The organism is Halochromatium glycolicum (assembly GCF_016584085.1).
Lineage (GTDB): Bacteria > Pseudomonadota > Gammaproteobacteria > Chromatiales > Chromatiaceae > Lamprobacter > Lamprobacter glycolicus.
Map to the genome: position 1 here is coordinate 1 of NZ_NRSJ01000050.1, position 23,135 is coordinate 23,135.

Here is a 23,135-nt window from a genome sequence, read left to right on the forward strand (position 1 = left end):
TGAGGGGAGAACAAGCCAGCTTCATCAAAGCGTTGCTCTGCAGCGAGGCGTCCATGCGTCCAGAGATCTTCAATGCCGGTCTCCGTGTCTTGTCAGCTGCCATCTCCGAGGATGGCGGGAATTGCTGGACTAGCGTGAAGAGCGTTGTTTTCTTCAGACCGTTGTATTCCGGAATGACGCATCCCAGACTGGATGACGCATCCCAGACTGGATGCAGTCTAGAGCGATCACAAACCGCAGTATCGCTCGTACCCTTGTATGCAGTGATCAGGTATGCAGTGATCAGTGTGCTTGGCAATCGACAGAACCTGGTGCGGCCGACTGAGATCCGTCGATCGCCCGCGCCGGGCCGGACGTTCCGCCAGCGAGAGCCCATTCAACCGCCCAACCGGAGGAGATTATGAAGCTCGCCGTCATCGGCACCGGACTGCTCGGCAGCGAGATCGCGATCCGGCTGCAGGATCGCCGCTTCGAGGTCTGCGCCTGGAATCGCTCTTCCGAGAAGGCCAACGCCCTCGCGACTGTTGGCATTCGCCCCTCTGCAACCGCCAACGAAGCGCTGGCCAAGAGCAACGCAGCAATCCTGCTTCTGAGCGATGCCGAGGCCATCCGCTCGGTGCTGTTTCCGGCTGGCAGTGACGCGCCGCCGCTTGAAGACCGTATCCTGATCCAGATGGGCACCATCGCGCCGAACGAGAGCCGCGCGCTCGGCCGAGATGTCGAGCGCGCGGGTGGTCAGTATCTGGAAGCGCCCGTGCTCGGCAGTCTGCCCGAGGCGCGCAGCGGCCGGCTGATCGTGATGGCCGGCGGCGAGCTCGGGCTCTACGAGCGCTGCCTGCCGATCTTCGAGGCGCTGAGCGAGCAGCCGCAACGGATCGGTGAGGTCGGACAGGGGGCCGCGCTGAAGCTCGCAATGAACCAGCTCATCGCCGGCTTGACCGCCACCTTCGCCTACAGCCTTGGGTTGGTGCGCGACGAAGGCATCGATGTCGAGCAATTCATGGGCCTGTTACGTCAGAGCGCGCTCTATGCCCCGACCTTCGACAAGAAGCTCGACAAGTACCTGAGCCATGAGTACGGCCAGGCCAATTTCCCACTGAAGCATCTACGCAAGGACCTCGGCCTGTTCCGTCGCGTTGCCGAGCAGTCGACCCTTGAGACGCAACCCATCGAAGCCTTGGAGGCGGTCATGGAGCGGGCGTTGCAGAAGGGGCTTGGCGATCTCGACTACTCGGCACTGTACGAAGCCCTGGTCGAAAGAAGGTGACCGCGATGGAGCTGCCATTCACGCACGAGCCCGGCCGCCGCGAGCGCCATCTTCGGCGCCGGCATGAAAACCCGTTGTTCGCCTGGCCGCCGCAATCGGTCTCGCCCGAAGACCTACTGGCGGCGCAGAAGGCCGACCACGACGACCTCGAGGCCTTCCGCAAGACCTTCAAGGAGATCATTCAACAGGCAGTCGACCTGCCGCCGGACGCCGGCAGCGACGCGGTACTCTCCCTGAAGGGAGGACTCGAAGAGCACTACGAGCAGAGCTTTTCGCTGCCGGCAGCGATGCATGAGGAGCGCGCCGCGCTGAGGCGGCTGATCGACCTGATCATGAAGGCGCTTTGGCGCCAGGCCGCCGATGACCCGGTCGCGCACCAAGAGCTGAGCGACGAAGAGACCGCGCGCGGCATCCATTTCGGCCTGCTTGAGCATCCGCTGGTCGCGGATCTGCTGCACGGGGACAGCTGTATCGGACCGGAAGAGCTGGCCCCGGCCTTGCTCTCGTCGAGCGATGCCGAGGTCGAGGCCGCCTGCGAGCTATTCGACGGCCCCCAGCTCGCGGTGCTGGTCGACCGCAGCGAGTCCCTCCTCGATGAGCTCGCCGACCACGGGGTCGAGACCGAGACCGCTGCCAACAGGCTCGCGCTGCTACGCCAGCGACTGGAGCAATATGATCTGCCGTCGTTCAAGCATTGAAATGGAACGGCCTGCACTGGGGCTGACCTGGGACCGTAGCAGCCGATGTCGGCGGATGAGAGTCTCGAGTAGCTGCGCCCTCGATTTGGGCGATTGTCTGCATCTGCGCTGCGGCAACCCCCTCTCTAGGATTGAATTCAGGCCATTGGTTGACCAAGCCGATCAATCGATCTCTTGTTGGAAGGGAGCGACGTTTGGCTGTTCAGGGCACAAACGCCGGAGCACACCTTGTCCATCCTGATCTTCCGCCTCAATGGTGTTCCCGACGACGAAGCAGCCGATGTCCGCCAACTGCTCGACCAGCACGGCTTCGAGTACCACGAGACCAGCGGCGGCTTCCTCGGCCTCGGCGTGGCTGGACTCTGGCTGCTCGACCGCAGTCAGCAGGCTGCAGCGCGGGCCCTGATCGATGAGTATGAGCAGGAGCGCTCAGCGCGGCTCGGCGCCGAATACGCCGCATCGTGCCGATCCGGGCAGGCCGAGACCACCCTGCAGCGCGCCGTTCGCAACCCGCTGCAAACGCTGTTCTACCTGGCCGGGATCGCCGCGGTGCTCTATCTGGTGTTGATGCCGTTCTTGACGCTTGGGTTCTGACCTGATGCCCGTGTTGGGGCGTCGTTTTGATCCACTGGCTGGGTATACCCATCTCAAATCGGTTTTCGGTTTTCCTCGACCGCTCCGGGTCGCGTCACGGCGCTGGGGGCAGTGATGGGGGGGACGCCGTGAATCCATCCTTTAGGCTTGACGACGGCCTCCATGCCGTCGACACCCCCGCTCGCCGTCACCCGACCCTCCGCTCTGCCGTGCCGAACATTGGCGTGCTTTGGGTTTAAATTGGCTGGGCAAACTGGCTGGGCAAATTGGCTGGGCAAATCATGGAATTCTTGAGCGCGTACCAAGGGCGGGAGCCGGCAATCGTCGATCTCTTCGCCAGGACCTTCACCGCCTCCGAGGGCGCGGAGGAAGGCGCACTGATCGGGGAGCTGGTGCGCAAACTGCTCTTCACCACGGCGGCGAATGACCTCTTCGTCTTCACCGCCGAGGAGGAGGGCGCGATCATCGGCGGCATCGTCTGTTCGCGGCTGATCTACGAGCAGGATGAGCGGACCGTGTTCATCCTCGCCCCCGTCGCCGTTGCACCCGAGCGGCAACGCATGGGGGTTGGGCAGAGGCTGCTGGCCCACGGCCTCGCTGCGCTGCGGGCTGCTGGGGCCGACATCGCCATGACCTATGGTGATCCGAACTACTATGCCAAGGTCGGCTTCAGGCCCATCAGCGAGGCGGCTGCGCGAGCCCCCTTCCCGCTGAACCACCCGGAAGGCTGGCAGGCGCAGTCGTTGACGGACCGGCCGATGACGCCGCTGCAAGGCCCATCCCGTTGTGTCGAGGCGCTGAACGATCGCCTGTTCTGGTAACGGCCGTCGACATCGAGGACGGCGACGCCTACCGCTCGCAACTCCAGCGCGCCTGGGGAGCAGCTGCCCGCGAGCCGATGCGTGCGAGCTGCTATGGTTCAGTCGCTGGCAGGTCCAATGGGCGTGAACATTAGGCTGTGTGCGGTAGGAACTTGCGATGGAGACAGGAGGAGAGGGCGTGAACGGTTGGCCCACCGGTTTCATGCTGATCCAGGGCAATCGCCTGGAGGCGCTGCGCGAGCTGCTGACGAGCTGGATGCGCGCCCATCCGCTGCACCCGTTGGAGAACGAGGTCATCGTCGTCCAGAGCAACGGCATCGGCCAATGGCTGAAGCTGGCTCTAGCGGAGCATCCAGTACCGGCTGAGACCGACGGCGGCCCGGATGGCGGCGGCCCGGATGGCGGCGGCTGCGGCATCGCCGCGGCGATCGACCTGATGCTGCCCGGGCGCTTCCTATGGAAGGCCTACCGCGCCGTGCTCGGCGCGCTGCCGGACAGCTCAGCCTACGACAAGGCCCCGCTCGGTTGGCGGCTGTTCCGTCTGCTCGGCGAGCTCGATGCGCTGGCGGAGACGTCGGACGAGCAGGCCCAGCTCGCTCCGCTGCGCGGCTTCCTCGACGCCGACGGCGATGCCCGGCGTCGTCACCAGCTCGCCGCGCGCCTCGCCGATCTCTTCGACCAGTACCAGGTCTATCGCGCCGACTGGCTCAGCGCCTGGGAACGGGGCGAGGACATCCTGATCCGCCCCAATGGCGCCCGCGTCGAGGTCCCGGGGGCTCAGCGCTGGCAGCCGCTGCTCTGGCGCCGGCTGAAACAGGATCTGGCGCAAGCGTTGGCGCAGGGTCTAGCTCAGCCTACTGCCGCCAGCGCTGAGGCCCCTGCCCCCACCCCTGAGCTCAGCCGCGCCGCGATCCATGCCCAGTTCCTGGAACAGGCACGCGGTCTTGACCCGGCCCAACGCCCGCGCGGTCTGCCGCGCCGAGTCATCGTGTTCGGCCTGTCGTCGCTGCCGCGCCAGAGTATCGAGGTGCTCGAGGCCGTCGCCCGGGTCTCCCAGGTCATGCTCTTCGTGCACAACCCGAGCCGCCACTACTGGGGCGACATCGTCGAGGGCCGCGAGCTGTTCCGCCGCGCCTATCGGCGCATCCAGACCCGCGACAAGGTCCCCGACGGTCTCGACGAGAGCGCCCTGCACCTGCACGGCCATCCACTGCTCGCGGCCTGGGGCAAGCAGGGGCGCGACTACATCCGCCTGCTCGATGAGCACGACGAGCGCAGCCAGTACGAGGCGCACTTTGAGCGCAATGGTCTCGCCATCGACCTGTTCGAGTCACCCGGCGAGGCCAGCCTGCTGCAGCAGATCCAGGACGACATCCTCGAGCTGCGCCCGCTCGCCGAGCGCCGCGCGCGCGGCACCGCGATCGACCCGACACGCGATCGCAGCCTCGCCTTCCTGATCGCCCATGGCCCTCAGCGCGAGGTCGAGATCCTGCACGATCAGCTGCTCGACGCCTTCGCCGCCGCCGAGGCCGATGGCGCCCCGCTGCACCCGCGCGACATCCTCGTGATGGTGCCGGACATCGCCGCCTATGCCCCGCACATCGAGGCGGTCTTCGGCCGGCTGCCGGCCGATGATCCGCGCCAGATCCCATTCCACATCACCGATCAGACCCAGCGCGCACGCAATCCGCTGTTGATCGGTCTCGAGACCCTGCTCCAGCTGCCGCAGGCGCGCGTCTCGATCAGCGAGCTGCTCGACCTGCTCGACATCCCGGCACTGCGCGCGCGCGTCGGCCTGGCCGAGGCCGACCTGCCGCGGCTGCGCCAGTGGGTGATCGGCGCCAATATCCGCTGGGGCCTGGATGCCGACCAGCGCGCCGGCCTCGGGCTGCCAGAGGGGCTGGAGCAGAACAGCTGGCAGTTCGGGCTGCGGCGCATGCTGCTCGGCTTCGCCGCCGGCGACAGCGGACCCTGGGCCGGGATCGAGCCCTACGACGAGGTCGGCGGGCTGGAGGCGGCCCTGGTCGGGCCACTGAGCCGCCTGCTCGCTACGCTGAAGGCGTACTGGAGCGCGCTCAGGACGCCGCGCCGCCCGGCGGAGTGGACACAGCTGATCGCGACGTTGCTCGATGACTGCTTCCACGCCACCGGCGATGCCGATGAACTGGCGCTGAACCGACTCCATGACGCGCTCGAGCAGTGGCTGCAGGACTGCGAGCGCGGCGCCGCGCTGGAGGAGGCCATCCCGCTCGAGGTGGTGCGCGAATCGCTGCTGGCCAGCCTGGACGAGCCGACCCTCAGTCAGCGCTTCCTGGCCGGCGCGGTCAACTTCGCGACCCTGATGCCGATGCGCGCGATCCCGTTCCGCCAGATCTGGCTGCTCGGGATGAACGACGGCGACTACCCGCGCCGCCGCCGGCCGGCCGACTTCGATCTGATGGCCGACGACTATCGCCCCGGCGACCGCTCGCGGCGCGAGGACGACCGCTACCTGTTCCTCGAGGCGCTGCTCTCGGCACGCGAACGGCTGGTCATCAGCTGGGTCGGGCGCAGCATCCGCGATGATTCGCCGCGCCCGCCCTCGGTGCTGGTCGGGCAGCTGCGCGATCAGATCGCGGCCGGCTGGCGGCTCGCCCGGCCGGACGCTGAATCGACAGCCACCGAGGCACGCAACCCCGAGACCGAGGCGCCGGCCGACGGCGATGTCGAGACCTCCGGCGTGGCCCTGCTCGAGGCCCTGACGACGACGCATCCGCTGCAGCCGTTCAGCCGGCGCTACTTCGAGCCTGAGCGTGATCGGCTGCCCGATCGGGGCCAGGACACGGAGCACGGCCAAGAGCGCAACCCCCAGCAGGACCCCCGGCAGAACCCCAGGCAGGACCCCAGGCAGAACCCAGTGCACAATCCAGAGCACGATACAGCGGATAACGGGGCCGAGCTCTTCACCTATGCACATGAATGGCAGGCGCTGCATCGCCCATCGGCAACCCCCCGCGAGCAGGCACCGCCGCAGCTCGCGGCGCCGGTCTTCGACGCCCCGCTCACCCTGACCGCGCTGGGCCGGTTCCTGCGCCGGCCGGTGCACGCCTTCTACAGCCAGCGCCTCGCGGTGATGCTCGGCCAGGATGCCGAGCAGCCCACGGAGTCGGAGCCGTTCCACGTCGACGGACTCGCCCGCTGGAGGCTGCACGACCGGGCGATCCAGGCCATCACCCAACAGCTCGCCGCCGTGCCGGAGACCGCCACCGAGGTCTGTCTCAAGTCCGCGATCGGCGGGCTAGCCCGCTCGGGCGCCCTGCCGCTGCCACCATTCGACGCCGACTGGCGTGAGGAGCTGACCATCGCCCTGCGCAACCCGCTCGAGCGCTACCGCGCGCTGCTGGCCGACCATCCCCGGGGCCTGCCCGCCTATACCCTGACGTTTCAAGCGGACGGCATCGCGCTCGAGGATAGTCTGAGCGGCCTGCGCGCCGATGCCGAGGGCAACCGTCTGCTGCTCGTGCTTCAGGCCAGCGCGCTGCTCGATGCAAAAGACCATGAGCCGAAGTGGTACCACCTGGTGCGTCACTGGCCGCGCCATCTGGCGGCCCAGCTGGCGGCACCGACCACGACCCGGCTGCTCGGCCCAGGCGGCGACGTCACGCTGCCACCGATGATGCGTGACGATGCCGAAGCCATCCTGGACGCCCTGCTGACCGGTGTCGTCGCCGGCCTGAGCAGCCCGCTGCCTCTCGCCTGCAAGACCGGCTTTGCCTGGCTCGCAGCCGAGGGCGGCACTGGCAAGGCCAAGCGAGAGTACGAGGGCGGCTACCAGCACAGCGGCGAGCGTGACGAGCATCCCGGCTATGCCCGCTTCTGGCCCGATTGGGCGGCCCTGAGCGGTGATGAGCGCTTCGCCGCGCACAGCGAGCAGCTCTACCGGCCGCTCTACGAATCCGGCGCCAGGGCGCGCGAGGCCTGACGATGAGCCACGCCCCCGAGCTCGACATCCCGACCTTCCCGCTGCGCGGCAGCCGCCTGATCGAGGCGAGCGCCGGCACCGGCAAGACCTTCACACTGGCGCTGCTCTATACCCGCCTGGTGCTCGGCCATGGCGGCGACGGCGCCGGCTATCAACGGCCGCTGATGCCGCCGCAGATCCTGGTGGTGACCTTCACCGTCGCCGCTACCGAGGAGCTGCGCGAGCGCATCCGGGCGCGCCTGGTCGAGGCCGCCGCGCTGTTCGAGCGCCCGCCCGGCGAGACGCCGGCGGCCGACCCGCCGCTGCTCGCGCTGCGCGATGACTATCCGCCCGCCGACTGGCCGGCCAAGGCCCGGCTGCTGCGCCAAGCGGCCGAATGGATGGACGAGGCGATGATCGTCACAATCCACGGCTGGTGTCAGCGTATGCTGCAGGAGCACGCGTTCGCCACGCGCGGGCTGTTCGAGCGCGAGCTGGTCACCGACCAGAGCGAGCTGATCACCGAGCTGCTTCGCGATTACTGGCGGATGCACTGCTACCCGCTCAGCCCCGATGAGGCCCGCTGCATCCGCGCCGTGGTCGCCTCGCCCGAGGCATTGCAGGCGAAGCTCGGCGAATGGCTCAAACGCCGCGATGCCGCGCTCTGCTATCAGGGCGAGCCGCTCCAGTGCGAGGACCTGGCCCCCCCGTTGGCCGCCTGCCTGGAACAGGCCCGGCTGCAGGAGCAGGCGCGCGCGCTCTGGCGCATACACCGCCAGGAGCTCGAGCAGCAGCTGCACGAGCTGCGCCCGCATCTGAACGGCACCAAGCATGACAGCGCCAATGCCGAGAAATTCGCGCAATTGCTCGCTGCGATCGCTGACTGGGCCGATGGCAGCGAGCCGCCGGACAAGCTCAAGCACTTCGCCCAAGGCGCGTTCGTCTTCAAGAAGACGGCCAAGGTGCAAGAGGAGCCGACGCATCCGGCCTTCGCTGCCCTCGCCGCCTGGCGGCGCCGCATCGAGCCGCCCGCCGACGACGGTGCGCCGGAGCCGCCGACGCTCGAGGCCTGCCTGCTCGCCCACGCCGCGGCCTGGATCGCGCGCGAGCTGCCGAAGCGGCTGCGTCAGCACGCCGAGATGGGCTTCGACGAGCTGCTGCGCGACCTGGACGCGGCGCTGAACCCGCCCGCTGCCACCGCCGAGGCCCGCGAGCAGGCCGCCGCCCTCGCCCGCCTCATCCGCACCCAGTTCCCGGTCGCGCTGATCGACGAGTTCCAGGACACCGACCCGATCCAGTACCGCATCTTCGATGCCGTCTACCGGGTCGCTCAGAATGATCCCGAGACCGCGCTCGTGATGATCGGCGACCCCAAGCAGGCGATCTACGGCTTCCGCGGCGCCGACATCCATGCCTACCTGGCGGCGCGCCGGGCCACAACCGGACGCCACTACACCCTCGCGGTCAACTTCCGCTCGACCAAGGCCGTGGTCAGCGCCTGCAACCAGCTGTTCGGTCACGCCGAGCAGCATCCGCGCGGCACCTTCCGCTTCCATACCGACCCAGAGGCGGAGAACCCCATCCCCTATGTCGCGATCACCGCCAACGGGCGCGCGGACCGGCTGCTCATCGCCGGCGAGCCCGCACCGGCGATGACCTTCTGGCGCTACGACGACGGCGAGGCGGTCACCTCTCCTGGCGTCTACCTCGATCAGATGGCCGCGGCGGCCGCCTCCGAGGTCGCCCGCTGGCTGACACAGGCGCGCGCCGGCCGCACCGGTTTCGCCGACGCCGACGGCGGTTTCCGACTGCTCAGGCCCAAGGACATCGCGATCCTGGTGCGCACCGGCAGCGAGGCCGCGACCATGCGTGCAGCGCTCGCGGCGCGCGGCATCCATAGCGTCTACCTCTCCGACCGCGATTCGGTGCTCGAGACACAGGAGGCGTACGACCTGCTGCATTGGCTCAAGGCCTGCGCCGCGCCGACCGACGAAGGCCTGGTGCGCGCAGCGCTCGCGACCAACACCTTCGGTCTGCCGCTGGCGGAGTTGGACCGGGTGCAGCAGGACGAGCTCGGCTGGGAGGCGGTGATCGAGCGCTTCACGGACTATCTGCGCACCTGGCAGCGGCGCGGCGTGCTGGCGATGCTGCGGCAGCTGCTGCATGAGCAGGCGCTCCCGGCCCAGCTGCTCGCCGGCGCCGATGGCGAGCGCGTGCTCACCAATCTGCTGCATCTGGCGGAATGGCTGCAGCAGGCCGCCAGCGCGCTCGACGGCGAGCAGGCGCTGATCCGCCACCTGAACGAGCACCTGGGCCGCGGCGGCGACGACTTCATCGTGCGCCTGGAGAGCGATGCCGAGCTGGTCCAGGTCATCACCATCCACAAGTCCAAGGGGCTCGAGTATCCCCTGGTGCTGCTGCCGTTCATCTGCAGCTGGCGCGCGGTCGATGGCAGGGCCGGGCAGGTGCCCTATCGTCGTGACGAGACGCCTGCGCGCTATCTGGAGGTCGCCGGCAGCAATGCCTTCAAGGCTGCTTGGGACGCGGCCGATGACGAGCGCCTGAGCGAGGACCTGCGCCGCTTCTATGTCGCCGTGACCCGCGCCCGGCATGCGGTCTGGCTCGGCATCGCGCCGTTGCGCAAACAGGGCCATTCACCGCAGCTGGAGCAATCCGCGATCGGCCATGTGCTCTCAGGCGGGGAAAAGATCGCGACGCCCGCGGCGCTCTGGGAGGCCCTGAAGCGCGCGCGGGGGGACTGCGCCGACATCGCGGTCACTGCAGCACCCGAGGCGGAACAGGCGACGGTGACCCCGGACACTGCGCCGGACCTCTCACCGGCGCGCAGGCCGTCGCATGCGCCCTTCGAGCGCTGGTGGATCGCCAGCTACTCGGCGCTGCGCTTGGGCTCGCTGCCGACCGCGGGTCAATACGCTGCTGGCGCAGCAGGATCGGCGGCCCCGACGACCGATGACCGGGCGAGCGCGCTGTCGTCTCAGGTGACCGCCGAGACGGCCGCTGAAGAGACCGCGCTAGAGGAGGCATCATCGAGCCCGCCGGCGTCAACCGCGGCGGCGGCATCAAGCCCAACGGAATCGACCCAACCGGGTTCAATCCCGCCGGTGTCGAGCGCAGCGAGATCGATCGCAGCGAGGTCGACTGAGATCGAGCCCGCCGCGACGAGCGCAGAGCCTGTGGCGGACAGCGCCGCGCTCCACTCCTTCCCGCGCGGCAGCCGCTACGGCACCTTTCTGCACGGGCTGCTGGAATGGGCCGCAACGCAGGAATGGCGCGATGCTGACGGGACGGTCCACGGCGGTTTCGCGGCCGCCGCCCGCGCCCCAGCGCTGCGCCGCGACATGCTCGCGCGGCGCTGTCAGCTGCGCAGACTCACGGCCTGGATTGACCTGCTGGATCGCTGGCTCAGGGCGCTGCTGACCCAGCCGTTGACCTTGCACGGTCTCGAGGATGCCGCCGGCCGAGCGCCGACCTTGGCGCTGCAGGACCTGCCGCCGGAGCAGGTCCAGGTCGAGATGGAGTTCTGGCTCGCCAGCCGCGCGGTCGACACCGGCGCCATCGAGCGGCTGGTCGAGGCGCACTGCCTGCCGGGCCAGGCGCGAGCGCCGCTGCTCCCGGAGCGGCTCAACGGTATGCTGCGCGGCTTCATCGACCTGGTGTTCGAGCACGACGGCCGCTACTACGTGCTGGACTGGAAATCCAACTGGCTCGGCCCGGACGACAGCGCCTACAGTCCGCAAACGATACGCGCCGCAATCCTGGCGCACCGCTACGATCTGCAGTACGTGCTCTATCTGCTCGCGCTGCATCGGCAGCTGCGCGCACGCTTGCCCGGTTACGACTACGACCGCGATGTCGGCGGCGTGATCTATGGATTCCTGCGCGGCGGCACCGCCCCGAGCCAGGGTCTGTTCACCGCCAAGCCGGCGGCCGCGCTCATCGAGGCACTGGACGCGCTGTTCGCCGGCCAGGCGTGCATGCCAACCAAGGTGATCATCTAATGGGCCGCTCCCCACTGCCCGCGAGCACCGAGCTGCTGGCTGCGCTGGATCGCTGGGTCGAGGCCGGCGCCCTGCGCGCCCTGGACGTCGCACTGACCCGCTTCATCGCCGAGGACGGGGATGAGAGCGACCCCGCGGTGCTGCTCGCGCTGGCGCTGACCAGCGAGCGCAACGGCCATGGCCACGTCTGTCTCGATCTGGCCGGCGCGCTGCAGAACCCGCGGCTGCTGCTCGGTCACCTGCGCGACGACGAGCCGCTGAATCCGACTGTGCGCGCCGAACTCAGCGGCTGGCTGACCGGGCTATCGCTGTCCGATTGGACAACCCGGCTGAGCGCCAGCCCGGCAGTCGCCAGCCCGGCAGTCGCCAGCCCAGCAGTCGCCAGCCCGGCAGTCAGGGCGCGGCTGCCGATCGGCTCAGCGCCGGCGGTCGACCAAGGCCCAGCGCCCTTCGTCCTCGCCGGCACGCCCGCGCAGCCCCTGCTCTATCTGCGCCGGTACTGGCGCTACGAGCAGCAGATTCGCGACGGGATCGAGCAGCGTCTAGCCGTCCCCCTCGCGGTCGATGAGCGTGCGTTGCGGGGGCAGCTCGATACCCTGTTCGATCCGGCCCCCTTCCCCGACCAGCAGACCGACTGGCAGCGCGACGGGGAGCACAACGGGCACCCCGACTGGCAGCGCATCGCCTGCGGGCTCGCCGCACGTCACGCCTTCTTCATCATTACCGGCGGTCCTGGAACCGGCAAGACCACTACCGTCGTACGCCTGTTGGCGGTATTGCAGGGGCTCGCCGCGCATGCAGGAACCAACGCTCCCCGTATCGAGCTGGCCGCGCCCACCGGCAAGGCCGCTGCCCGGCTGACCGAATCCGTCCGCAGCGAAGCCCAGAAACTACCCGATGCGGACCGGACGAGGGGGGGCATACCGACCCAGGTCAAGACGCTGCACCGGCTGCTCGGGAGCGTGCCGGACAGCCGGCACCTCCGCCACCATAGCGCCAACCCACTGCCGGCCGATGTGGTCGTGGTCGACGAGGCGTCGATGGTCGATGTCGAGCTGATGGCGCAGCTGATGGACGCGCTGCGCTCAGACGCCCGGCTGGTGCTGATCGGCGACAAGGATCAGCTGAGCTCGGTCGAGGCCGGCGCCGTGCTCGGCGATCTGTGCCAGCGCGCCGAGCGGGCGCATTACCGGCCGGAGACCGCCGAGTGGGTGCACAAGGTCACCGGCCACCCGATCCCGCCGGCGCTGATCGACGGCAACGGCGGGCGCCTCGACCAGGCCATCGCGATGCTGCGCAAGAGCTACCGCTTCAGCGAGGCCGGCGGCATCGGCGCCCTGGCCAAGGCGGTCAATACCGCTACCGAACCCGAATCCGAGCCCGAATCCGACCCCGAGCCCGCTCAGCGCCTGCACACCGTCCTGCGCCTCTTCGATGCCAAGCAGGACCCAGAGCTAGGGGTCATCCTGAGGACACCGCTCGCCGATACGAACGACCCGGCATTCGACGAGCTGATCCGGGCAGCCTATGAATCCGAAAGGAGCTACCTCAGGACGATCCGGGATCAGGCGCCCGGGCACGATGCCGATCAGCACGCGATCGACCACTGGGCCGAAGCGGTCCTCGCAGCGCAGAAGCGCTTCCAGCTCCTCACACCGCTGCGCCAGGGGCCCTGGGGCGTCGAGGGCCTGAACCAGCGCGTCATCGAGCTCCTCCGTGCGCATGCGCTGCTGCCCGATTCCGGCGGCGCCCAGGCCACTGCCGGCACGCCAATGGGCGCGTCCCCACGGCAGTGGTTCGCCGGACGGCCGGTACTGATCACCCAGAACGACTACGGCCTAAACCTGATGAACGGGGATATCGGCGTCACGCTGAGCGTGCCCGACGGGCCCTCGACCGCGAGCGGCCGCCGCCTGCGGGTCGCCTTCCCGAGCCCCGACGGCGGCGTGCGCTGGGTCCTGCCGAGCCGCTTGCAGCAGGTCGAGACCGTCTTCGCGATGACGGTGCACAAGTCGCAGGGCTCGGAGTTCACACACACGGCACTGGTGCTGCCGGACACGTCCAATCCGGTCCTCACGCGCGAGCTGGTCTACACCGCCATCACCCGGGCGCGGGAGCGCTTTACCCTGCTCGACAGCAACGAGGCCGTCCTCGGTGATGCGCTGATGCAGCAGGTGCATCGGGTCAGCGGGTTACGCGATGGGATTCACGAATGAGTAACTGTCGAAGCCGAATGACGGCCTTGATCATCCCCTGGTCCACCTGCTGCGGCCAACCCAAGAGCAGAAGCTCAAGAGTCTGATTTTGCTGACTTAAATAGGCCATTGTTGACTGCTGCGCTAGGTATTGGGCCAGGCGATGATCAAGGCCCTAATGACCGACCGCGAAGTTCGTAACCTGTACGATAGCGATTTCATCTGGTCGCCGGACAGAAGGCGCCACAGGGTTCAGGGCCTGCGCATCGATCTCGTCCGGCGTTCAGCATGATTGCCTAGATTAGGGCGGCCATGCTGCTATCCTTTGCGCTCTGGGCCGGTGTCGATGCCGGAACCGACAGGGATCGGAACGACTGCTGATGCCCGAGCCATTGCCGGTCGCCCCCTTGATCAACCTCATCGACCTCGCCCGCACCGTCATCTATTGAACGCCGATTTTCCTAAGCCATTCCCAGCTCACGATGACTCTCAAGGTCCGTTATGCGCTCACTGGCATGCTCGCCCTGGCCTTGGTGCTGGCATTGGCCACCGTCGGCTACCTGCAGCGCGACACAGGCAACCGGCTCAAGGTGATCGCGACCGCTTACACCTCGCATCCAGCCGAGACCAGCGGCGATCCGTACCTCGCGGCCTGGAACAACCGGTTGACCCCAGGAGAGAAGTCCATCGCCGTCTCGCGCGACCTGATCGGGCTCGGGCTCACGAACGGGACCGAGGTCAAGATCGAGGGCCTGCCTGGGACCTACACCGTTCGCGACAAGATGAATAAGCGCTGGAGACGCCGGATCGATATCTACATGGGGAACGATCGGGAGCGTGCGCTCGAATGGGGTAAACAGAGGGTGGCGCTGAGCTGGCCAGAGTAGGCATGCCAGCCCCCCGTTCACCTGAGCGCGGTCCTCTGGATGAGGGATAGCGGAACGCTATCTTTCGAATCCGGCCCTGCCCAGTCGAGTCCAAGAACCGAGTCTTAACTCGCGTCAATGCACGGGGGTGCGGATGAAGTTCCGCAACAGGTCGTGCCCATGCTGGGTCAGGATCGACTCCGGATGGAACTGCACGCCCTGGATCGGCAGTTCTCGGTGGCGTATGCCCATGATCTCGTCGCGCTCGCCGTCTGCGGTCTCGGTCCAGGCGGTCACCTCGAGCTCATCCGGCAATGACGCCTCCTCGATGACGAGCGAGTGATAGCGGGTCGCCTCGAACGGTTGGTCTAGACCGGCAAAGACCCCGGCCGCACTGTGATGGATCGGCGAGGTCTTGCCGTGCATCACCGCATGCGCCTTGACGACCTGACCGCCAAAGGCTTGGCCGATGGACTGGTGCCCGAGGCAGACACCCAGTAGCGGTATCCGACCCGCCGCGGCGCGAATCAGCTCGACCGAGATCCCTGCTTCGCTCGGCGTGCAGGGACCGGGAGAGACGACGATCCGCTCCGGCCGCAGGGCCAGCGCCTCAGCGACCGAAAGCTCGTCATTGCGCACCACACGCACCGCCTCCCCGAGCTCGCCCAGATACTGGACCAGGTTGTAGGTGAAGGAGTCGTAGTTGTCGATCATCAACAGCATGTCATGCTCAACCTTATGCATCGCGTCAGAAATACCCAGACCCTTTTCCTGCCACCTGGCTCGCAGCGCTGTAGGAGCCCGCTTGCGGGCGACCACGCCGTGCTCGCGACTGCGAAGATCGCCCGCAAGCGGGCTCCTACCTCACGACCATCGCGGGCAGCGGCAATCGGTCTCGGGATTTCCGCTGTCTTGCCCTAGGGGCTAAACCGCGTCCAGAGACAGAAGCGTCATTTTTCCGCAGCAGGCGCGGTCAAAATTGCACATCCCAAACTGGATGCAGTGTAGGAGGCTGCTTCTTGTCGTTGTCACTGGCTTGGTGCCCCGACCGGTACCCCGGCATTATGCGCTGCTTGGACAGTGCAACGGACTCCGGCTCATGGATTCCCCGCCCGGTCCACCGTCAGCCGTGTAGTCTACCAGCAGTCCAGAACCCGCCCGTCTCAGGCCGAGCTCCCAGCGTCAACGTTGATCTGGTCCTGTCGATCTGGTCCTGCGATGATCTAGCCGTCTTCGACGCCGTCGGGACGATGGCCCGCAGCATGCTCCGATAACGTCCGCAGATCGACCGTGTTGGAGTCCCGGCTCTCCAAGCGCTTGAGTGGAGGGGGCGACCCCATCATCGTGATGGAGGACTGCGATCTGTTCAGCCATGCTGATCATGGCGTCTTCAATCCCCGCGACGAGTCCCCTGATGTCACCGCTGAACGGCGTCTTACTGGATCTGGCCACCATCGACCAAGGCGACCTCGATCTATCCCCATTGGACCGAGCCTGCAGCGCTTGGCAACGTTCAGGTGAGACGTTCTGCCAGTCCAGCGTTGTCGGTATCGACGCCTTCAGCCGACCAGCACCGTAAGCTCCAGCAGCGGCGCCTCGAGCAGCGACTGGGCCGGGCCAGCGGCAGGCATCCAGGATGTGGGGGGCGACATCGATCCTGGGACGGACACTCATCCCGGGCGCGCTGGCATCCGCAGTTGACCGAGCGCCGCCATGAATGGGCCACGCGGCGGCGCACCAGGCCGGCACAACGAGGCTCGGCGCCCGAAACAACGTGTTGCAGGCTGTTGGCGGGCGCCGATATCAACAGCAAATGACAAGATCATGTCAGGGCAAGGAAACCGTAATCTATTCACAGCCCCTGTGGATAACCTTGTGAGAAACTCGTTGGACCGCACCGGCGCCGTCTTTGATCACGCGCGATCCATCACATTGTCCAACACTTGGACAATCTGATCTTGTAAATCAAAACAACGGCTTAGCGGTGCACGGCGCTGCTCTCTGAGCGTTGCCGAGGCGTCGGTAACGCCGGCGCGAAAAGGCGCGGTTGCTGTTGATAACTCTGTTGATCAGGCCGGTACGATGCGTGGCGCGAGCCGCGGCAAGACCTGGCGTTCGCGGCCAAGCCGGGCTGGGTCCCGGGCGTCGGCGGCGCCGCAGCGCTGGCGATCATCATCACCACGCTGCTGCCGGGCACCGCGCTGTCGCTGGCCTGGCCGGCCGAATATCTGATCCTCGGCGGCTGGGTCGCGCTCGGTGCGCTGGTCTACCGCCTGGCGCCGAGCGCAGTGCCGGAGGCCCGGGTCGGCGAGGCGCTGTTCGGCCGGCGCTGACCGAGGCGCCTAGCACGCGGGCAACGCTGGTACGGCCAGCGACGGCCCAGGAGCGCGGCCGTGGCTGAGGCCGCTCAGGGCCCGGCGCGGCGGCCGGCCTCCGGCTCGTCGACCGCGGCGCGGGCGCCGGCGACGCAGGGATGGCGCTCGATGCCGGCCTCGGCCATGGCCACGGCGCGGAAGATCGCCCGCGCCTTGTTCATGGTCTCCTTCCATTCCAGGTCGGGCTCGGAGTCAGCGACCACGCCGGCGCCGGCCTGGATGTGCAGCTGCTGGTCCTTGATCACCGCGGTGCGGATCGCGATCGCGGTGTCCATATTGCCGTTGAAGGCCAGATAGCCGACGGCGCCGGAGTAGATGCCGCGTTTGATCGGTTCGAGCTCGTCGATGATCTCCATCGCCCGGATCTTCGGTGCGCCGGAGACGGTCCCGGCCGGGAAGGTCGCGCGCAGCACGTCCATCGCCGTCATGCCCGCCTCGAGCTGACCGACGACGTTGCTGACGATGTGCATCACGTGCGAGTAGCGCTCGACGATCATCCGATCGGTGAGCCTGACGCTGCCGGTCTGGGCGACACGGCCGCAGTCGTTGCGGCCAAGATCGATCAGCATCAGATGCTCGGCGAGCTCTTTCGGATCAGCGAGCAGCTCGGCCTCGAGCGCCTGGTCCTCGCTCTCGCTGTAGCCGCGGCGGCGGGTGCCGGCGATCGGGCGCACCGTGACCACGCCATCCTCGAGCCGGGTCAGGATCTCGGGCGAGGAGCCGACGATCTGGAAGTCACCCAGATTGAGGAAGTACATATAGGGCGACGGGTTCAGGCCGCGCAGCGCACGGTACAGATCCAGCGGACGCGCCTGGTACGGGATCGACAACCGCTGCGAGAGGACGACCTGCATGCAGTCGCCGGCGAGGATGTAATCCTTGATGCGCTCGACCGCCTGCTTGTAGCCGACCTCGGTGAAGCCGGAGACGAAATCAGCTTCGTCGATCGTCCGGCCGCCAGCGGTCGGATCGCGCGGGGCACCGCGTTGCATGCGCGCGACCAGCGCATCGATGCGGCGCTGGCCGTCGGCCGGCGTATCGCCCGCCCCGGGATCGAGATGGACGATGATGTAGATGCGGCCGCGCAGGTTGTCGAAGACGACGACCTCTTCGGAGACCATCAGCAGGATGTCTGGCGTGCCCATGGTGTCCGAGTTCGGACAGGGGGCCAGGCGCGGCTCGATGTAACGCACCGTGTCGTAACCGAAGTAGCCGACCAGGCCGCCGGCGAAGCGCGGCATGTCCGGGTGCTCGGCGACCTGGAAGCGCTGCTGGAAGGCCTCAATCCAGGCCAGCGGGTCGGCGGCCTCGGCCTCTTCGATCACGACCCCGTCACGCTCGACGCGGATCTGATTGCCGTAGACCTTGAGCACGGTCCGGCTCGCTAGACCGATGATCGAATAGCGGCCCCATTTCTCACCGCCTTGGACCGATTCGAACAGATAGGTGTACGGGGCGTCGGCAAGCTTGAGATAGCAGCTCAGCGGGGTGTCGAGGTCGGCCAGGACCTCGCAGACGAACGGGATGCGGTTGTGGCCGCGCTCAGCCAGGGCTTGGAAGGTCTCGGGGGTCATCGGGCGGACTCCAGACGATGATGCGGTCACCAGAACAGGATGCGGGCGCGGACGTCGGGCAACGCCATCGTCCCCGTTCGAGGTGGGAGTACCGTCCGGGGCCCAGTCGGCCTCGGCCCAATCCCGCCAGCATCCAGGGCCGGTTGCCACCAGCGGAAGGCAGCGGGCACCAGATCATCATGCCACTCGCGCGGCTCCATCGGTGAGCAGCTGCCCGAGCTCGGCGAACGAGTCGATCACGGCGTCCGGCTTCGCGCTGCGGATATCCTGGCCGTGGTTGTAACCGTAGCTGACGCAGATCACTGCAAAGCCAGCCGCCCGCGCTGCCTTCACATCGCTCACCGAGTCACCCAGCATCAGCGCATCGGCCGGGGCGACAGCGAAGTGGTCAGCGGCATGCAGCAGCGGCACCGGACTCGGTTTCTTCTCGGGCAGGGTATCGCCGCTGATCACGATCTCGAAGGCGTCTCGGATACCGAGCGATTCGAGCAGCGGCTCGGTGAAGCGAGCGGCCTTGTTGGTGACACAACCGAGCGCATAGCCGCCGGCGCGCAGCAGATCCAATCCCTCGACGACCCCCGGATACAGCACCGAGCGCGCCGCCGTGTTGTCGCGATAGAGCTCGAGGAAGATTGGCAGCGCCCGCGCATAATCGGCTGGGTCCGCCTCACCGTCGAGGCTGCCGGTCAGGGCACGGCTGACCAGGCGCTCGACGCCGTTGCCGACCCATTCGCGCACGGCCGCCTCACCGCGTGCCGGCCGGCCGAGACGGGCCATCATCGCATCCACGCAAAAGGTCAGGTCCGGGACGCTGTCGACGAGTGTACCGTCGAGGTCGATCAGGATCATCCCTGGGGTGATTGGGAACTGCATTGAACCAACGACTGCCAGGCTGAGGTGGGAAGGTCTGCCACTGAGGCGATTTCTGTCAAAGCTCATACCGCCTTGCTGGTCTGTTCGCTCGCCTTCTTCGTCGCGCCGCCGGTCACATAGCCCGGCTATGCTCCCGGCGACGCTCCTCGAAGGCAAACGACAATCCTGCGCCATTCGGTACGAGCTTTTCCGGCAATCGCCTGAACGGCCTGTCCAGCGGCCCAATCGCTCGGCGGGAGCCCGCTGCGAGACGCCCTCAGCGGTTCACGCTCGCAAGGGCTTCGCGCATCTTGGCGATGATGCTGTCATAGCGATTCGGATCAGCGTCCTGACCCTTGCCGAAGATCCCGGAGCCCGAGACGAAGGTGTCAGCGCCGGCCGCTTTGACCTCGGCGATGTTGTCGACCTTGACCCCGCCATCGATCTCGAGCCGGATCGCGCGACCGCTGGCATCGATCAGCTCGCGCGCCTCGCGCAGCTTGTCCATCGCCGACGGGATGAAGCTCTGCCCGCCGAAGCCTGGATTCACCGACATCAGCAGGACCATGTCGATGTTGTCGATCTCGTACTTCAGATAGTCCAACGGGGTGGCCGGATTGAACACCAGCCCGGCCTTGCACCCTTCGGACTTGATCAGCTGCAGCGTCCGATCGACATGCTCGCTGGCCTCGGGATGGAAGGTGATGTAAGTCGCCCCAGCCTGGGCAAAATCCGGGACGATCCGATCGACCGGCTTGACCATCAGGTGGACATCGATCGGCGCCGTCACACCGTGCTTGCGCAGCGCATCGCAGATCAGCGGGCCGATGGTCAGGTTCGGGACGTAATGATTGTCCATCACATCGAAATGGACGATGTCCGCACCCGCAGCGAGCACATTATCGACCTCTTCGCCCAAGCGGGCGAAGTCGGCTGACAGGATGGACGGGGCAATCAGGTCTTCAGCTGCGGCCATGGTGAGCCTCCGGGTTGACGGCGCCGCCGAGCGGCTCGCCGCGATCGTGTTAGGGATCAAAAGGACAGTACTGTACCGGATCGCTGGTGATTTTTCACCGGACGGCGTGCGTGGGCACGGTGTTCCCGGCCGCCGCCTCCAGCGCGCGCACTATTGGCAGCTGGCCGATTCGCCGCTCGATCTCGTTCACCACGACCTGATACATCCGACCGTCGCGGCCGCCGAAATCGCGCCGGAAGGTGGCCCGCGACATCCTCTCTGGCAGCCAGTCCGGCGCCGGCACGAGGTCCTCATCGCTGAAGCCCCCGCGTGCCATGGCGCGGATGCGGCGAGCCGTGCCCGGATCACCGACGGCCAGCTCTGCAAACCGGTTGCCCGCGCGGTTGGCGGCGAGATCCTTGAAGCTGAAGCCGCTCGAGCCGCCGGAATCATGGAGCTCTTTGGCGAAGCCGATCAGGTTCGCGAGACCGGAGCCGCCCTTGACCTGGAGCGCTGCCGAGGTAAAGAAATGCTGCGCCCAATCGTCGCGTCCATGCAGATGCAAAGTGACCTTGGGCTTCCGTGCGTGGCTGGCTGGATCGGGGATACTGCGGCCATTGACATAGACAGCCAGGGCCAGGATCGCCGCTCGGTTCTCGGCTGCCGGATCGCCGTTCTCGAGCGATGGCGATGCGATCAGCTCCGCTAGCAGCTCGGCCGCATCGACCGGACGCCGGCTACCCCGACGCTCGATCAGCTCGTACAAGCGACGCTGCGCCTCGAGCACCCGCACGCGCTCCGCATCGGCAAAGGCGACGAGAGGTGGGCCGTTCGCGAGCTGGTCGTCAGCGGCCGGCCGGAGCTCGACCGCTCCGGGCTTCAACGCGATGCTGCTCAGCAGGTCCGGCACACCGAGCAGGCTCAGGATCTGCTGCACAACCGGCGTGGCAAGGGTGGGGGGCAAAGACAGCGAGCCGAGCTCGAGCCGACCGATCGCCAAACCCTGCCCGGACTGCACCAAGTCCGCCTCCAGGTTGAGCCAACCGCCAAGCGCCTCGGGAAGCGGCGTCGACAGGGTGATCTGTGCGCGGTCGTCACCGACGGTCACCCGAGCCCGCGCCTCACTCATCTGCTCAGCGAGCAGCGACGCCAACAGCAGGTCGAGGTCAGCGCTGCCGAGTTCGATCACGGCGTCACCGCCGGCCTGAAGGCGATCGACGAACTGCGCCTGAGCACGCGCCTGTCGCGAGCGCATATCGGCCGCTGCCGATGCCGGCAGCTCGGGGGCCGAATCCCGAGTCGACAGCACCAGCGCGCTGAGCGCCAGTCCAAGCACGAGCAGCAGCCCGATCAACGATGAAAGCAACCGCAGCACCGCGAACCGCCCTCCTCAACAAATGAAGCAATCTTCCCAGCGGCACCTGCTAGAGCAAGAACAGCGAGGCAAGGCCCAGGAAGCTAAGGAAGCCGACGACATCGGTCACGGTGGTCAGGATGACACCGCCAGCGAGCGCCGGGTCGATGCCGAAGCGATCGAGCAGCAGCGGCAGCAGCGCACCGGACAGGGTCGCAGCGAGCACATTCAGGGTGATCGCCGTGGCAATGATCGCGGCAATCCCGCTGCTGCCGAACCAAAGCCACGCGATACCGGCCACGACGGCGGCCCAGAGCAGGCCATTGAGCATCGCCACCGCCATCTCTTTGGAGACCAGCCAGCGGATATTCTTCGCCGACAGGTGCCCAAGGGCGATACCGCGGATCGCCAGCGTCAGGGTCTGGGTTCCGGCGATGCCGCCCATGCTCGCGACCACCGGCATCAGCACCGCAAGCGCGACGATCTGCTCGATCGTGGCCTCGAACAGCCCGATGACCCAGGCGGCTAGGAAGGCGGTGAGCAGATTGATCCCGAGCCAGACCGCCCGCCGGCGCGCGCTCAGCAGCACCGGGGCGAACATGTCCTCGCCCTCGCTCAGACCGGCATGGCCGAGGAACTGATGGTCGGCCTCTTCGCGGATCACGTCCATCACATCGTCGACGGTCACCCGTCCGAGCACCCGGCCGTCGGCATCGATCACCGGCGCCGAGACCAGATCGAGCTGCTCGAAGCGGTTGGCCACCTCGCGCGCCTTCGCATCGGCCGGGATCGGCTGGACGTCGAGCGTCATCACCTCGGCGACCGAGTCGTCGGGATCATTGGTGAGCAGATCGGTCAGGTAGAGGACCCCGAGATAGCGGCCTTGCCGGCTGACCACGATCAGGTTGTCGGTGATCTCGGGCAGGCCGTCCTTGCGCCGGCGCAGATAGCGCAGGACGACATCGAGGGTCACCTCCGGCCGGACGGTCACCATATCGGTGTTCATCAGGCCGCCGGCGCTGTCCTCGGGGTAGCTCAGCGCCGTCTCCAGCCGCTCGCGCCGTTGCTCATCGAGCGAGCTCAGCACCTCCGAGGTCACGGTCGCCGGCAGGTCTTGGACCAGGTCCGCGAGGTCGTCGACAGCGAGGCCCTCGGCCGCGGCGAGGATCTCGGTCGCATCCATGCCGCGCAGGATCTCGTCGCGCACATCGTCGTTGAGGTAGAGCAGCACCTCGCCCTCGGCGGCATCATCGACCATGCGCCAGACGATCTTGCGCTGCGGCGGCGGCAGGGACTGCAGCACATGGGCGATCTCGGCCGGGTGCAGCGCGTTCAGCATCCGCGTCGCCTTGCGCACGGAGCCGCTTTCAAGCACCTGGTGCAGGAGGTCGATGCGGTCGGTGTCAGATGTCGTCTCGGTGGGCTCAGTCATCGCGGAATGGCCTCATGCCGTGCATGATCAGTGCGGCGCGCAGCCGCAGTCGGCCCGGGAGTTTAGCGAGGAACGGAGTCTGGCTGCGAGCGGCGGCGAGTCGTCACACCTTTGGACGCTGCCGCGACCGTCGATCGAGACGGCTACAGCCTCTCCCGCATAGGATGCGTCAATTCGAGCCAGACAGGGGCGC

At 67.3% G+C, this 23,135-nt stretch carries 15 protein-coding genes; 8 read left to right on the plus strand and 7 right to left on the minus strand.

The annotated features are described in order from the left end of the window. Positions 1-298, minus strand: a 298-nt coding sequence (locus CKO40_RS23965) for a hypothetical protein (protein WP_207173760.1), incomplete at its 3' end; no start/stop codon positions are given. A gap of 102 nt (positions 299-400) precedes the next feature. On the opposite strand from CKO40_RS23965, the gene CKO40_RS19970 reads away from it, so the two are divergent. From CKO40_RS19970 to CKO40_RS20005, 8 genes are all read left to right on the plus strand, one after another. Continuing rightward, positions 401-1,267: an NAD(P)-dependent oxidoreductase gene (locus tag CKO40_RS19970; RefSeq protein ID WP_200348218.1), complete on the plus strand. Its 867-nt coding sequence runs from the start codon at positions 401-403 to the stop codon at positions 1,265-1,267. A 5-nt stretch (positions 1,268-1,272) separates the two neighbouring features. Next, positions 1,273-1,965, plus strand: a complete 693-nt coding sequence (locus tag CKO40_RS19975) for a hypothetical protein (protein WP_200348219.1) — start codon at positions 1,273-1,275, stop codon at positions 1,963-1,965. 228 nt (positions 1,966-2,193) lie between these two features. Further along, the gene (locus CKO40_RS19980; protein WP_200348220.1) at positions 2,194-2,559 is read left to right on the plus strand and encodes a DUF6164 family protein; all 366 of its coding nucleotides are present in this window, start codon (positions 2,194-2,196) and stop codon (positions 2,557-2,559) included. Between the two features lie 281 nt (positions 2,560-2,840). Beyond that, positions 2,841-3,380, plus strand: a complete 540-nt coding sequence (locus CKO40_RS19985) for a GNAT family N-acetyltransferase (protein WP_200348221.1) — start codon at positions 2,841-2,843, stop codon at positions 3,378-3,380. 157 nt (positions 3,381-3,537) lie between these two features. Beyond that, positions 3,538-7,341: an exodeoxyribonuclease V subunit gamma gene (gene recC / locus CKO40_RS19990; RefSeq protein ID WP_200348222.1), complete on the plus strand. Its 3,804-nt coding sequence runs from the start codon at positions 3,538-3,540 to the stop codon at positions 7,339-7,341. Positions 7,342-7,343: 2 nt separating this feature from the next. Then, positions 7,344-11,339: an exodeoxyribonuclease V subunit beta gene (recB, locus tag CKO40_RS19995; protein WP_200348223.1), complete on the plus strand. Its 3,996-nt coding sequence runs from the start codon at positions 7,344-7,346 to the stop codon at positions 11,337-11,339. Further along, positions 11,339-13,555 carry an exodeoxyribonuclease V subunit alpha gene (recD, locus tag CKO40_RS20000; RefSeq protein ID WP_200348224.1) on the plus strand — a complete coding sequence of 739 codons (2,217 nt, stop codon included), beginning with the start codon at positions 11,339-11,341 and terminating at the stop codon, positions 13,553-13,555. The genes recB and recD overlap by 1 nt, the downstream gene beginning before the upstream one ends. A gap of 461 nt (positions 13,556-14,016) precedes the next feature. Continuing rightward, the gene (locus CKO40_RS20005; protein ID WP_200348225.1) at positions 14,017-14,421 is read left to right on the plus strand and encodes a 3D domain-containing protein; all 405 of its coding nucleotides are present in this window, start codon (positions 14,017-14,019) and stop codon (positions 14,419-14,421) included. A 114-nt stretch (positions 14,422-14,535) separates the two neighbouring features. On the opposite strand, the gene CKO40_RS20010 is transcribed toward CKO40_RS20005, so the two are convergent. The 6 genes from CKO40_RS20010 to mgtE form a co-directional block, all read right to left on the minus strand. Further along, the gene (locus CKO40_RS20010; protein WP_200348243.1) at positions 14,536-15,123 is read right to left on the minus strand and encodes an anthranilate synthase component II; all 588 of its coding nucleotides are present in this window, start codon (positions 15,121-15,123) and stop codon (positions 14,536-14,538) included. Between the two features lie 1,684 nt (positions 15,124-16,807). Continuing rightward, positions 16,808-18,349 carry an anthranilate synthase component I gene (gene trpE, locus CKO40_RS20015; RefSeq protein ID WP_200348226.1) on the minus strand — a complete coding sequence of 514 codons (1,542 nt, stop codon included), beginning with the start codon at positions 18,347-18,349 and terminating at the stop codon, positions 16,808-16,810. Positions 18,350-18,526: 177 nt separating this feature from the next. Further along, complete coding sequence (locus CKO40_RS20020) at positions 18,527-19,222, minus strand: phosphoglycolate phosphatase (RefSeq protein ID WP_200348227.1); 696 nt, start codon at positions 19,220-19,222, stop codon at positions 18,527-18,529. A gap of 256 nt (positions 19,223-19,478) precedes the next feature. Continuing rightward, the gene (rpe, locus tag CKO40_RS20025; RefSeq protein WP_200348228.1) at positions 19,479-20,177 is read right to left on the minus strand and encodes a ribulose-phosphate 3-epimerase; all 699 of its coding nucleotides are present in this window, start codon (positions 20,175-20,177) and stop codon (positions 19,479-19,481) included. Positions 20,178-20,271: 94 nt separating this feature from the next. Next, entirely contained in the window at positions 20,272-21,531 is a 1,260-nt protein-coding gene (locus CKO40_RS20030) for a YfiM family lipoprotein (protein WP_200348229.1), read from the minus strand. A 49-nt stretch (positions 21,532-21,580) separates the two neighbouring features. Then, positions 21,581-22,942 carry a magnesium transporter gene (mgtE, locus tag CKO40_RS20035; RefSeq protein ID WP_200348230.1) on the minus strand — a complete coding sequence of 454 codons (1,362 nt, stop codon included), beginning with the start codon at positions 22,940-22,942 and terminating at the stop codon, positions 21,581-21,583. Between the last annotated feature and the right edge of the window lie 193 nt (positions 22,943-23,135).